10 protein-coding genes are annotated in these 13,059 nt (G+C 56.7%); 6 read left to right on the top strand and 4 right to left on the bottom strand.

Features of this window, described 5'->3' with window-relative positions:
* The first annotated feature begins 22 nt into the window (after positions 1–22).
* The 3 genes from MJ923_RS16495 to MJ923_RS16485 all read left to right on the top strand — a co-directional run bounded on the left by MJ923_RS16495 (position 23) and on the right by MJ923_RS16485 (position 3,847).
* Complete coding sequence (locus MJ923_RS16495) at positions 23–2,062, top strand: fumarate reductase flavoprotein subunit (RefSeq protein ID WP_240592015.1); 2,040 nt, start codon at positions 23–25, stop codon at positions 2,060–2,062.
* Complete coding sequence (locus MJ923_RS16490; protein ID WP_240592014.1) at positions 2,059–2,787, top strand: fumarate reductase iron-sulfur subunit; 729 nt, start codon at positions 2,059–2,061, stop codon at positions 2,785–2,787. The genes MJ923_RS16495 and MJ923_RS16490 overlap by 4 nt, the downstream gene beginning before the upstream one ends.
* Before the next feature lie 142 nt (positions 2,788–2,929).
* Complete coding sequence (locus MJ923_RS16485) at positions 2,930–3,847, top strand: LysR family transcriptional regulator (protein ID WP_240592013.1); 918 nt, start codon at positions 2,930–2,932, stop codon at positions 3,845–3,847.
* Positions 3,848–3,893: 46 nt separating this feature from the next.
* On the opposite strand, the gene rho is transcribed toward MJ923_RS16485, so the two are convergent.
* Together rho and trxA are read right to left on the bottom strand one after the other, a co-directional pair.
* A complete protein-coding gene (gene rho, locus MJ923_RS16480) occupies positions 3,894–5,159 on the bottom strand; it encodes a transcription termination factor Rho (protein ID WP_240592012.1) in 1,266 nt (421 codons plus the stop codon).
* Between the two features lie 213 nt (positions 5,160–5,372).
* Positions 5,373–5,699: a thioredoxin TrxA gene (gene trxA / locus MJ923_RS16475; RefSeq protein ID WP_011761323.1), complete on the bottom strand. Its 327-nt coding sequence runs from the start codon at positions 5,697–5,699 to the stop codon at positions 5,373–5,375.
* A gap of 151 nt (positions 5,700–5,850) precedes the next feature.
* On the opposite strand from trxA, the gene rhlB reads away from it, so the two are divergent.
* The 3 genes from rhlB (at position 5,851) to MJ923_RS16460 (ending at position 11,684) form a co-directional block, all read left to right on the top strand.
* Complete coding sequence (gene rhlB, locus MJ923_RS16470; RefSeq protein ID WP_126168391.1) at positions 5,851–7,170, top strand: ATP-dependent RNA helicase RhlB; 1,320 nt, start codon at positions 5,851–5,853, stop codon at positions 7,168–7,170.
* A gap of 11 nt (positions 7,171–7,181) precedes the next feature.
* Positions 7,182–8,105 carry a Ppx/GppA phosphatase family protein gene (locus tag MJ923_RS16465; protein ID WP_240592011.1) on the top strand — a complete coding sequence of 308 codons (924 nt, stop codon included), beginning with the start codon at positions 7,182–7,184 and terminating at the stop codon, positions 8,103–8,105.
* Positions 8,106–8,678: 573 nt separating this feature from the next.
* A complete protein-coding gene (locus MJ923_RS16460; RefSeq protein WP_240592010.1) occupies positions 8,679–11,684 on the top strand; it encodes a TonB-dependent receptor in 3,006 nt (1,001 codons plus the stop codon).
* Between the two features lie 70 nt (positions 11,685–11,754).
* On the opposite strand, the gene MJ923_RS16455 is transcribed toward MJ923_RS16460, so the two are convergent.
* Positions 11,755–12,291, bottom strand: coding sequence for a thioredoxin family protein (locus MJ923_RS16455; RefSeq protein ID WP_240592009.1), 537 nt, complete (start codon positions 12,289–12,291; stop codon positions 11,755–11,757).
* A 156-nt stretch (positions 12,292–12,447) separates the two neighbouring features.
* Entirely contained in the window at positions 12,448–13,059 is a 612-nt protein-coding gene (locus tag MJ923_RS16450; RefSeq protein WP_240592008.1) for an OmpA family protein, read from the bottom strand.

Here is a 13,059-nt window from a genome sequence, read left to right as displayed (position 1 = left end):
AAAAGTGTGCCAAGGAGCAAATGTGAAACTCATCTACACAGACTGTCTGGTGGTTGGTGCCGGGCTGGCGGGCCTGAGGGTTGCCATCGCCGCCAAGGAGCGTGGCCACGACACCCTGGTGTTGTCCCTCATTCCGGCCAAGCGTTCCCACTCGGCGGCGGCCCAGGGCGGCATGCAGGCAAGCCTTGGCAATACGGTCAAGGGCCTTGGCGATAACGAAGATGTGCATTTTCAGGACACGGTAAAAGGCTCCGACTGGGGCTGCGACCAAACAGTGGCGCGGATGTTTGCCCACTGCGCCCCCAAGGCGGTGCGGGAGCTGACCCACTGGGGCGTGCCCTGGACCCGGGTGACCAAGGGCAAGCGCGAAGTGGTGGTAAACGCCGAGCGTATCACCATCGAAGAGGCCGAAGCCGCCCATGGCCTGATTAACGCCCGCGACTTTGGTGGCACCAAAAAATGGCGCACCTGCTACACCGCCGACGGCACTGGCCACTCGCTCCTGTATGCGGTGGACAACAAAGCCATTTCCCTCGGTATACAGGTGCATGAACGGGTAGAGGCGCTGGCGATTATCCATGACGGCAAGCGCTGCCACGGGGTGGTGGCTCGCTGTCTTATCACAGGTGAGCTGCGCGCTTATATCGCCAAGTCCACCACTATCGCCACCGGCGGTTATGGCCGGATTTATGAAGTCTCTACCAACGCCATTATTTGCGAAGGCATAGGCCAGGCGCTGGCGCTGGAAACCGGCGTTGCCACCCTGGGCAACATGGAAGCGGTGCAGTTTCACCCTACGGCCATTGTGCCCGTGGGCATTCTTACCACCGAAGGTTGCCGCGGTGACGGCGGCCTGCTGCGCGACAAAGACGGCTACCGCTTTATGCCGGATTATGAGCCGGAAAAGAAAGAACTCGCTTCCCGCGATGTGGTGTCGCGGCGCATGACCGAGCACATGCGCAAGGGCAAGGGGGTCGACAGCCCCTACGGTCCGCACCTGTGGCTCGATATCACCCTGCTTGGCCGCAAACATATCGAGACCAATCTGCGGGAAGTGAAAGAAATCTGTGAAAACTTCCTCGGCATTGACCCGGCTGAAGAGTGGATCCCGGTGCGGCCGACCCAGCACTATTCCATGGGCGGCATTCGTACCACCCCAACTGGCGAAAGCCCCCAGCTAAAAGGGCTGTTTTCCGTGGGCGAAGCGGCTTGTTGGGATATGCACGGCTTTAACCGCCTCGGTGGCAACTCGCTGGCCGAAACCGTGGTGGGCGGGATGATCATCGGTAAATACGTGGCCGATTTTTGCGATAACAATGATCTGGTGTTGGATACCGGTTTGGCCCAGGGCTTTGTCGACAAGGTACGCGCCGAAATCGATGACCTGATTGATGGCGATGGCCGTGAAAACGCCTGGCAGCTCAAGGCCGCCATGCAAAAGGTGATGATGGATTATGTGGGCATTTTCCGTAATGGCCCTGAGCTTGAGGAAGCCGTGACCCAACTGAAGGCGTTGCTGCAGCGCGCTGCCAAGCTAGGCGTGACCTGTAAAAAACGCCATGCCAACCCAGAGCTGGTGGAGGCGCTGCGGGTGCGAAGAATGCTGAAAGTCGCGCTGACGGTTGCCTGCGGCGCGGCTGCCCGCACCGAGAGCCGTGGCGCTCACGCCCGGGAAGATTTCCCCCAGCGTAACGATAAAGACTGGCTGAGCCGCACCCTGGCAAGCTGGCCCGATGCCAATGCCCTTGAGCCGACACTGAGCTACGAGGCGCTGGATGTGATGAAGATGGAGCTGCCGCCGGGCTACCGCGGCTACGGCGCCGACAATGCCATTGCTCATCCCGACACTGCCAAACGCGAGGCCGAAATTGCCGAGCTGCTTGCCTCCCTTGGCCCAGATGCCAGCCGCGAAGCCCGTCAACAGGCGTTGATGCCGTTCGAGCTGCCTGCAAGTCTGCAGCCTGGTAATGAGCGCCTCAGTGACAGCTTGAGCCAGTTGCCTGAGCCTGCAAGCGCCGAAACCATCCCATCGCAAAACCTTGCCGGAGACGATAACTCATGAGCGGCCGCATTCTGACTTTCAATATTTTCCGCTACGACCCGCAGCAGCCCGGCGATGAGCCCAAAATGGTCAAATACCAGCTGGAAGAAACCGCCGGTATGACGGTGTTTATCGCCCTTAACCGCCTGCGTCAGGAGCAGGACCCGTCGCTGCAATTTGACTTTGTTTGCCGTGCCGGCATTTGCGGCAGCTGCGCCATGGTCATCAATGGCTTTCCCACCCTGGCGTGCCGCACCTTAACGGCCAAGTATTCCAAGGGTGAAATCACCCTGATGCCGCTGCCTGGGTTTGAGCTGATTGGTGATTTGTCGGTGAACACCGGCAAGTTTATGCGTGAGCTGGCCGAGCGGCTGAAATTGTGGCTGCACCCCAAAGGCAGCGATTTGGATATTCACCGGCTGGAAGACCCCATGGATCCCGAAGAAGCCGCCAGACTGTATGAGCTGGAGCGCTGCGTGGAATGTGGGGTTTGTGTGTCGGCCTGTGCCACCAAGCAGATGCGCGACACCTTTGTTGGCGCCGTGGGCATGATGAAAATCGCTCGCTTCGAACTCGACAGCCGCGATGGCCGCAGCGCCGATGACTTCTACCATGTGATTGGCAATCAGGACGGGGTTTTTGGTTGTATGACGCTGCTTGGCTGTCAGGACAACTGCCCCAAAGACTTGCCCCATATGCAGCAGATTGCCTATCTGCGCCGCAAGATGGCCTCGACCCTGCTTTGAGGTCTACCTCGCAAAAGCCTAACGCCCGCGCCGGGAAACCAGTGCGGGCTTTCTTTTGACCACCACTTTCTTTTGGTCGTACTTTCTTTTGGCCGTCATTTGGGTTTAGTGTTAGCCGGTAGTTAATCGTCGGGGATAGGAAGTGCTGACCTCTGATTTGGAACTCTTTGTGCACGTGGCCGAAGCGGGCAGCATCAGTGCTGCGGCGCTGGAGCTGGATTTAACGCCTGCCACCGCCAGTGCTGCCATTAAACGGCTGGAAAAACAGCTGGGTACGCCGCTTTTTATCCGTACCACCCGCAGTTTGCGGCTCTCCAGCGCCGGCGAGCGTTATCTGCTGCACTGCCGTGAGGCCTTGGCCGCCCTCGAGCATGGTCGCATGGCATTGGCGAGCGCCAAGGGAACGGTGGAAGGCAGCCTCAGAATTTCTGTATCGTCGGATTTTGGCCGCAATATTTTTCTGCCCTGGCTCGATGATCTGATGGAGCAACACCCGGGGCTTGAAGTGCAACTGGCCCTGGGCGATCGGATTAACAGCTTGTTTCGCGACAACATTGATGTGGCGCTGCGGTATGGCAAGCCCACGGATCCGGAAGCTGTGGCGTTTTTAATCGGCCGCATGTGGCGCCAGCTCGCGGCGTCGCCGGAGTACATTGCCGCACGGGGAGCACCGGAAACCCCGGATGCGGTGGCGGCGCATCAGTGTCTGTTATACAAACGGGCCGAACGTACCCACGATCAGTGGAGTTTCTTTCGCGGCGGTGATGTGAAGCAAATCCGGGTCAGTGGCAGGCGCAGCAGCAATGATGCCGAAATCGCCCGTCGCTGGGCGGTGGCGGGTAAGGGGCTGGTATATAAATCTCGCCTCGATTTGGCAAGCGATCTGATTGCCGGGCGGTTGCAGCCGCTGCTAAAAGACTGGCAGGGCGAGCCGTTGGAACTGTACCTGCTTTGCCCGGGGCGCTCGCAGGTGACACCGGCTGTGTTGGCGCTGCGTGACATGCTGAAAGACAAGGTGGCTGAGCGGCTGGCTGCGCTGGATGAGGCGCTGCAGTTATAAAACAAAAACGCCGCTCATTGAGCGGCGTTTTTTATGGCAGGCAAGCTTACGACTTGGCACGTTTCATCGCGGTGAAGAACTCGTCGTTGGTCTTGGTCATGGCCAGCTTGTCGATAAGGAATTCCATGGCCGACACTTCGTCCATTGGGTTCAAAATCTTACGCAGGATCCACATCTTCTGCAGCTCATCGCTGGTGGTCAGCTTCTCTTCGCGGCGGGTACCGGAGCGGTTGAAGTCAATCGCAGGGAACACGCGCTTCTCGGCGGCCTTGCGTGACAGGTGCAGTTCCTGGTTACCCGTACCTTTGAATTCTTCGTAAATCACTTCGTCCATCTTGGAGCCGGTGTCGATAAGGGCAGTGGCGATGATGGTCAGCGAACCGCCGTTTTCGATGTTACGGGCAGCACCGAAGAAACGCTTTGGACGGTGCAGGGCGTTGGCATCCACACCACCGGTCAGTACCTTGCCTGAAGAAGGCACTACTGTGTTGTAGGCGCGGGCCAGACGGGTGATGGAGTCGAGCAGAATCACTACGTCTTTCTTGTGTTCAACCAGGCGCTTGGCTTTTTCGATAACCATTTCAGCAACCTGTACGTGGCGGCTGGCTGGCTCGTCGAAGGTTGAGGCAATCACTTCGCCATGCACCAGACGCTGCATCTCGGTCACTTCTTCAGGACGCTCGTCAATCAGCAGTACCATCAACACCACTTCTGGGTTGTTGTAGCTGATGGACTGGGCAATGTTCTGCAGCAGCATGGTTTTACCGGCTTTTGGCGGGGCCACAATCAGACCACGCTGACCTTTACCGACAGGAGAACAGAGATCCAGGATACGGGCGGTAATGTCTTCGGTAGAACCGTTACCACGCTCCATGCGCAGACGCTCTTCGGCGTGCAGGGGCGTTAAGTTTTCAAACAGGATCTTGTTGCGGGAGATTTCTGGCTTATCGAAGTTAACTTCGTTGACTTTCAGCAGCGCAAAGTAGCGTTCACCTTCTTTGGGAGGACGGATTTTACCGGCAATGGTATCGCCCGTTCGCAGGTTGAAGCGACGCACCTGGCTGGGGGAGACGTAGATATCGTCCGGCCCGGCGAGGTAAGAACCATCGGCACTGCGCAGGAAGCCAAAACCGTCTTGCAGGATTTCCAGTACACCGCCACCGAAGATGTCTTCACCGCTTTTGGCGTGGGCTTTGAGGATGGAGAAAATGATGTCCTGCTTGCGGGCACGGGCCATATTTTCGAGATTCATGCTCTCCGCCAAGGCCACCAGGTCGGCGATGGACATGTTTTTCAGTTCGTTTAGGTTCATGTGATGGGTCTTTTTACGCGAGAAAAGTTTGCCGCATTCAATCTGCAATGCTTACAGAGGGTATTGAAAAGATTGAACTGCGAGGAAGTGGGTTAATCGATAAGAATCTGGTTATTAAAGTAGCACCGATGCACGGGTGCGTCCAGAATTTTACGGCAGCCCGGCACATTTATGGCTAAAAGGTGTGCCGGGCATCACGCCGATAGGCGAAGATTAGAGCTGAGCGTCGATGAACTCTTTCAGTTGAGTCTTAGACAGCGCGCCTACTTTGGTGGCTACCAGCTCGCCGCCTTTGAACATCAGCAGCGTTGGGATACCACGCACGCCATACTTGGCGGGAGAGGCGTTGTTGTGGTCAACGTTCAGCTTGGCAACTGTAACCTTACCTTCGTATTCGGCAGCTACGTCGTCCAGAATTGGGGCGATCATTTTGCAAGGGCCGCACCATTCTGCCCAGAAGTCTACCAGAACTGGCAGTTCAGACTTCAGTACGTCGTTTTCAAAGCTGTCGTCGCTCAGGGTTACAATTTTGTCGCTCATGATGTTCTCCAAATGATGCCATCGCTGGTCTGTGAATGGCTTAGCATGTATATTGGGGCGGATTTACAGGAATTCAAGTGCCCACCGATTTGTTGTCGCTATTTCAAACGATCGAGTATCTTATTGCAACCCTAACTGGTATGCTGCCGCTATGAGCGAAACACACTTAACCCAACAAAAATTTGCCGACCTGCCCTTGTGTGACGAGGTCAAACAGGCACTTAACGAAAACGGCTTCGAGCATTGTACGCCAATCCAGGCGCTTTCCCTTCCGGTACTGCTTGAGAAAAAAGATATCGCCGGCCAGGCCCAAACCGGCACTGGTAAAACCCTCGCCTTCCTGGTTGCCACTTTTAACCACCTGCTGACTACCCCGATTCCTGACAACCGCCAGCTGAATCAGCCGCGCGCGATTGTCATGGCGCCAACCCGCGAACTGGCGATTCAGATCGCCAAAGATGCGACCCTGCTGTCCAAGCACAGCGGCCTCAAGGTGGGTATTGTTTACGGCGGTGAAGGCTACGAGACCCAGCGCAAGGTGCTGGATAAAGGCGTGGACGTACTGATTGGTACCACCGGCCGTATCATCGACTACGTGCGTCAGGGCGTTATCAACTTAAGCGCTATCCAGGCTGTGGTGCTGGATGAAGCCGACCGCATGTTTGACCTCGGCTTTATCAAAGACATCCGCTTCCTGTTCCGCCGTATGCCAGATGCCAAAGACCGTCTGAACATGCTGTTTTCTGCCACCCTGTCGATGAAGGTACAGGAGCTGGCGTACGATCACATGAACGACCCCGTGAAGGTAGAAATTGCCCCGGAAGAAAAGACTTCCCGCAATATCAAAGAAGAAATCTTCTACCCTTCCATGGAAGACAAGCTCAAGCTGCTGCACTCACTGATTGAAGAAGACTGGCCCGAAAAGGCCATTGTGTTTGCCAACACCAAATATCAGTGTGAAAACCTGTGGGCGAGCCTGGAGGCCGATGGCCACCGTGTGGGCCTGCTGACCGGTGATGTGCCGCAGAAAAAGCGTTTGAAGATCCTCGAGCAGTTCACCCAGAGTGAGCTCGATATCCTGGTGGCCACCGACGTAGCCGCCCGTGGTCTGCACATCTCTGATGTGTCCCACGTGTACAACTACGACCTGCCCGACGACTGCGAAGACTATGTACACCGTATTGGTCGTACTGGCCGCGCCGGTCAAAAAGGCGTGTCGGTGAGCTTTGCCTGTGAGGAATATGCCCTCAACCTGCCGGCCATCGAAGACTATATCAAGCACAGCATCCCTGTGACTTCTTACGATCGCGATGCCCTGATTGATATTCCACCGCCGGTGAAAATCCATCGTAAGCCCCATACCGGTGGCCGTAACCTACGCGATCGCAATGGTTCACCACGTCCATCCGGTGCCCATCGCAGCGGTGGTGGCCGTCCTCCCCGTCACGACAGGACCCGCAGACACTCATAAGACAGTCGTAGATGCAGACACCCGCATACGCCGCAATCACCCTGGGCTCCAACAGCTTTAACATGCTGGTGGCCACCACAGTGGCAGGAAAGCCCAGGGTTGAGGCCAAATACAAACGCAAGGTGCGTCTTGCCGAAGGGATCGGCTGTGATGGCATGCTCAGTGAAGGGGTGATGCAGCGCGGTCTGGAGTGTCTTGGCATGTTCGCAGAGATGCTGGCCAAGCATCATATTGCCATTGAGAATGTGGCCGTAGTAGCAACGGCCACCCTGCGTGCCATCGGCAATGCCGACGAGTTCAAATCCCGCGCCCTGCCCATTTTGGGGGTGCCAATCGACGTTATCTGTGGCATGCGTGAGGCCGAGTTGATTTATCGCGGCATGGTTGCCACCACCGCAGGTGATGGACGTCGTTTGGTCATCGACATCGGCGGTGCCAGCACCGAGTTTATTGTCGGCGACGGCGACAAGCTGTTGTTCAAAACCAGCCTGCCCATGGGCTGCGTGACCTTCAAAAAGCAGTTCTTCACCGATTTGCCGCTGCAAGAGCGCGACTTTGACGACGCTGAGGCCGAAGTGCATCGCATTCTCGGGCCTGCCGAAGCGGAGCTTAAGCGCCTTGGCTGGCACACTGTGGTGGGCGCCTCCGGCACTGTGCAGTCGGTGGTGGAGCTGCTGGCACACCGCGGCGAGTCACAGCTGATTACCCTGGATGTACTTGAGCGGCTCAAAGGCGAAATTCTGCTGCACGAAGATGCCAGCCTCGATGGCATCAATGGTCTTTGCCCCGAGCGCGCCCCGACCTTTGCCGCCGGTATTGCCGTGCTGCTGGCATTGTTCCGTTTGCTGGGGCTGGAAAGCCTTGCACTATCCGGTGGTGCCCTGCGTGAAGGGGTGCTGCTGGAGCTCTCCCGCCGACTGGGCTCTGCTCAGTAACCGGCTAACCGGCGCAACAAGGTCGTTTGCAGCATGCACCAATCTGCACTTTTGCCGGTCATGTGCTGACGCCTGATCGACCACTAAGCCAACACGCCGCATAGCGGCGTTTTTTGTAGCTATAGAATGCGCAGCGCTGAGTCTTATGTATCACCCTCGATACTATGCGCCCCAATTTGGAGCAATCCCATCCCTTCGTTTCCCGCGTTACCTATATCCGCCGTCAAGGTCGGAAATCCGGCAGTTAACCGCTGATGGCATTCGCCATCGCCTTTCCCTTATTAGCGCCACTTTAAAAATAACCTTTTATTTACATTGGCTTGCGACATGGTTTCGGGGGCAGATTAGCCACCTCGGGTCGCCTGCAAGGCTGATTGGGGTCAGGTTTTTCCAATCCATTGAAAACCTGACTCCTGTTACTTGCGCTTACAAGTGCATGAAATAGATCAAATAAAATAGATTGTATACATTATGTAAATGGTGTTAAGGTTTTTTGCGTTTTCGACCGCAGACTGCCCACCAGAAGGACAGGGGCCGAGAATCATTTCAGGCAAAGGGAAGAAGGAAAACCTCATGTACCAAACAAGATATCAGACGCCAAAGAGCGTCTTTTCTGCCCGCAAGACCCTGGCCGCTGCGGCCGTAGGCGCGGCCTTGATGCTGTCATCACCCGCGATGGCAGTAGATGGCTCCAGTATCGTTAAGGGTCAGGTTATCAGCGCCGAAGGTGCTGGCCTTGGCGGCGCAACCATCACTTTAAGACACAAGACCAAAGGCTTGGTGTACACAGTATCGACCAACGAGAAGGGCGAGTACCTGCTGCGTAACGTGCCTGTGGGCGAGTACGACATTGAAATCCACAAAGACGGCTACAGCGACTCCAAAGAGTCCGATGTGCGGGTGGAAGTGGGTCAGGCGCTGATCCTCGACGGTCAGCTGTATGGCGCAGGTGATACCTCCATGGAGCGTCTGGCCGTTACTGGCAGCATGATCCGTAGGGTCGATATGGCATCTTCCACGTCGGGTGTCACCTTCACCCAGGAAGACTTAAACCAGATGCCGGTGAACTCGGGCTTTGAAAGCATTGCCCTGCTGGCTCCGGGTACGGCCGCGCCAGGTGGCTCGTCGTTCCGTGGTGCTTCCAGCTTTGGCGGTGCATCATCTGCCGAAAACGGCTATTACTTCAACGGGATGAACGTTACCAGCATCCGCACCGGTCTGGGTTCCATTAACCTGCCGTGGGAAGCCATCAGTCAAACCCAGGTCATGACCGGTGGTGTCAGCCCCGAGTTTGGTGGCGCCATGGGCGGTATCGTCAACGCCGTGTCCAAGTCCGGTGACAATGAATTCAAGTTCGGAACCCAGATACGTTGGGAGCCGGACAGCCTGCGCGCCAATCACGACTCGATTTTCGACAGTGCCGGCAATATTTCCTCCAACACCATGCAGGATGGCTACGATTTCCGTGAGCTGCAATTGTGGGCCAGCGGCGCCATCATTCAGGACAAGTTGTTCTACTACGGTTTGTTCAACCCCCGCCGCGATGACAGCGACTGGGCCGGACAAACCACAGCAGGTCACAGAGAGCGTGAAGAAGACCGCTGGTTTGCCAAGCTTGACTGGTACATCTCGGAAGATCACTCCATTGGCCTGTCGGCCATGAGCAACGAGCGCACCTGGGATACAGGCACCTTCGCCTACGACTGGCACACCAACGAGGTGGGCGACCAGATTGGTGAAAACGCTCCCGGCCGCGATGGCGGTAAGGTTTACAGCCTGAACTACAACGGTTACTTCACCGACAGCTTCTCGGTGTCGGCTGTGGTGGGTCGTACTTCTGAAAATATCGATAACGTGGTGGCATCCACCAATCCATCGGTATACGACTATCGCACCAGCACCACCCTCAGCCAGCACACCAATTCGTCGGTGTCTGAACAGGAGTTTATCCGCGATCAGGCTCGGGTGGACTTTAACTGGGATCTGGACAATCACTCACTGCAATTCGGTGTGGATTACACCCGGGTGCTGGTGGACTACACTTCGGCCCAGAACGGCATTGGCGATGCCCAGGGCTGGTGGGGCGTGAAGACCGCCGGTAACAACAGTGTTTCTGGCGCTGCCGCCGGTGAAGACTATATTGAGCGCCGCGTGCGCACCCGCTATACCGACTCAGAAATCACCTCGCTGGCGTTTTATGCCAACGATTCCTGGCAGGTGACCGACCAGTTGGTGCTGAATCTCGGCCTTCGTTACAGCGGCTTTGAAAACACGGTTTCCGATGGTCGCGCCTATGTGTCCATCGACAACCAAATCGCCCCGCGTCTGCAGGCCATCTACGATCTGCACGGCGACGGCAGCGCCAAGGTGTACGCCACTTATGGCCGTTACTTCCAGCCGGTGTCGGCCAATATGAACATCACCCAGGGCTCTTCCTCCATCGAGTGGTTTGAGTATTTTGCGCTCGATCAGGTGGATGGCTCAGGTGCGCCTGTGCTCTTGCCTGATGGTTCGCCAAGCCGCGGCGATATGCTGCGTGACCGCTACTGGCGTCAGCGCGGTATTACTGAGCCGGGGCTGATTGCCTCAAGCAGTCTTAAACCAATGTACAGCGATGAGTTTACGCTGGGCTATCAGCAGGAGCTGTTCGATACCATGAGCGGCGGCGTGCGCTTTATCTACCGAGACCTTGGCCGCAGCGTAGAAGACACAGACGTGGGCCCAGTGCTGGCGAAGAAGCTGGCGGAGCTCGGCATTGCCGACAACGTGGGTCAGGGCTCTTACTACGTGCTTAATAACCCGGGTGAAGACATCACCATGTCCTACGACTTCGATGGTGATGGACAGGTGGACAATGTCACTCTTACTCAGGATGAGCTGCAACTGCCCGAAGCCAAGCGTAAGTATCTGGCGGTGGAGCTGACTCTGGATGGCCGTGTGAATGACGACCTGACCATCAACAGCTCTTACACCTGGTCACACAGCTACGGTAATACCGAAGGCCTGGTGAAGACCGACAACGATCAGGCCGATCCGGGTTGGACGACCTCATACGACTATGCTGACCTGATGGACCACGGCTACGGTGACCTGCCAAACGATCACCGCCATGCGTTTAAGGTAAGTGGCGCCTACAACATCACCGATAATCTGGTGCTGGGTCTGGTGGCCCGCACAACCTCGGGCCGTCCGCAGAGCTACTTCTCCCAGCACCCGCAGGGCGTTGACAGCTGCGCCGCAGGCAGCCCATGGGAAGACTGTATCAGCCGTTACTACGACCATGTGTCGCACTACGATGAAAACGGCAATCCATCACCCCGCGGCAGCGCCGGTAATCTGCCTTGGGTGACCAATGTGGATCTGTCGCTGACCTACAACACCGAGCTGTTTGGTGGCGACCTGATGCTCAAGGGCACTGTGTACAATCTGCTCAACGCCGACAGCGCCACCTCGGTGTGGGAAGAGCGTACCCGCTATGCCGATACCGCCTCGGGCCTGGAGCTGAACCCGGACTACGGCATGGTGACCGGCCGTCAGGAAGCGCGTTACATGTCGTTGATTGCCCGTTACGAGTTCTGATAGCCCTTTAAGGCTTTGGAACCCAGGACACAAAAAGGCCGGCAATTGCCGGCCTTTTTGTGCTTGAGACTTACTTCAGAATGTTCGCCAGGTCTTTTTCCAGCGACTCTGTGGGACGCTCGACGATACGGCCGATTTCCTCACCTTTTTGCAGCACGATAAAGGTGGGGATGCGCTTGAACTCATACTTTGCAGCAAGGCCATCAGGGTCGGCTTTGGCGCGGTCTACGCCAATGTAAGTGACCTTGATATTGGGGTTGCTCACTTCTTCCATAATGCGGATAAAGCGCGGCGTTTCGCGGTGGCAGTCCGGGCACCAGGTGCCGATGATCACCACGATTTCGGTGGGCTCGGTCACGGCTTTGATGGGTGCAAGGGCGGCGGTATCCACCTCGTAGGTTTTATAACCTTCGGTAAATTCGGGTAATTCAGTCACGAGGCGCTGGGCCTCAACGATGCCGGTCAGGATCACTTCCTGCTTCTCCTCGCTGCAGGTGGCAAATACGCCACCGGATTTGTTCTCGAAACCACAGCCAGAGTCGGCCATTGAAGGCGCGGCAAAAAAGAGGGCGGTGGTGGCCAATAAAGCTTTGACGTTATTGTGCATCATGTTTCCTCACAAGCGAAGGGGAAGCGGTATCGCCTCGCGTCATGTGATTATCCAACCATGGCTGTGAGCACAAAGGAAGTTTGCAGATGCCAGCCTTTGGGCTGGATCACCCTTTGTCGCCAAATGAAGGGCGACAAAGGGATAGGAGCGGTATCAACGCTTAACTTTTGGCGCCTTGTCCGAAGTGAAAATGGTCCAGTCCATGTCTACCCCGGCTTCTTGCCAGCGCGCCACGGCGATAAGGCGATGGTCGCGTCCCTGCAGCTCGTTGGGGATTTGATTGCGCTCGAAATACACCTCTTCCTTCAGCTGAGCAGCTGACAGACCTGCTTCCAGCGCCATGGCTTTAAGATACTCGCTGCGCCGCTGCGCCAGCGCATGATTGTATGACTCAGAGCCCTCTGGGCTGGTGTCGCCAATCAGCACCAGTTCGGCGCCCTGTTTGTCACCGAGTTTGCGCATCAGAGCAATCAGTTCGGCCCGTTCGCCGTCGGGCAGGGTATCTTGATCGTAACCGAACATGATGACCCGGTTGACCTTGCGGGTGCTGGCGGTGGTGGTTTCACAGCCGCTATTGCTGATGCTGGCGCCGGTGGGGGTGGTTTCGCACTTGTCGCGGGCATCGATAACCCCATCGTGGTCTATGTCGCTCAGGGCGCGGGTTTGGGGCTGGGGCTCAAAACCATTGCCGGGCTCGATGGCGCAGCCACCGAGGATAAGCAGGGACATCAGTGCTGGCAGGGCGAGTGTGCTTGGCTTTTTCAT

The organism is Shewanella zhuhaiensis (genome assembly GCF_022484835.1).
GTDB lineage: Bacteria > Pseudomonadota > Gammaproteobacteria > Enterobacterales > Shewanellaceae > Shewanella > Shewanella khirikhana.
The sequence above is the reverse complement of the archived record's forward strand: the minus strand, read 5'-3'. Positions and strand labels throughout refer to the sequence as shown.

Coding starts and splice junctions, on each gene's coding strand:
- MJ923_RS16465 (WP_240592011.1), top strand. CDS start 7,182: ATGCAGACACCCGCATACGCCGCAATCACCCTGGGCTCCAACAGCTTT.
- MJ923_RS16460 (WP_240592010.1), top strand. CDS start 8,679: ATGTACCAAACAAGATATCAGACGCCAAAGAGCGTCTTTTCTGCCCGC.
- MJ923_RS16490 (WP_240592014.1), top strand. CDS start 2,059: ATGAGCGGCCGCATTCTGACTTTCAATATTTTCCGCTACGACCCGCAG.
- trxA (WP_011761323.1), bottom strand. CDS start 5,699: ATGAGCGACAAAATTGTAACCCTGAGCGACGACAGCTTTGAAAACGAC.
- MJ923_RS16450 (WP_240592008.1), bottom strand. CDS start 13,059: ATGAAAAAGCCAAGCACACTCGCCCTGCCAGCACTGATGTCCCTGCTT.
- rho (WP_240592012.1), bottom strand. CDS start 5,159: ATGAACCTAAACGAACTGAAAAACATGTCCATCGCCGACCTGGTGGCC.
- MJ923_RS16455 (WP_240592009.1), bottom strand. CDS start 12,291: ATGCACAATAACGTCAAAGCTTTATTGGCCACCACCGCCCTCTTTTTT.
- rhlB (WP_126168391.1), top strand. CDS start 5,851: ATGAGCGAAACACACTTAACCCAACAAAAATTTGCCGACCTGCCCTTG.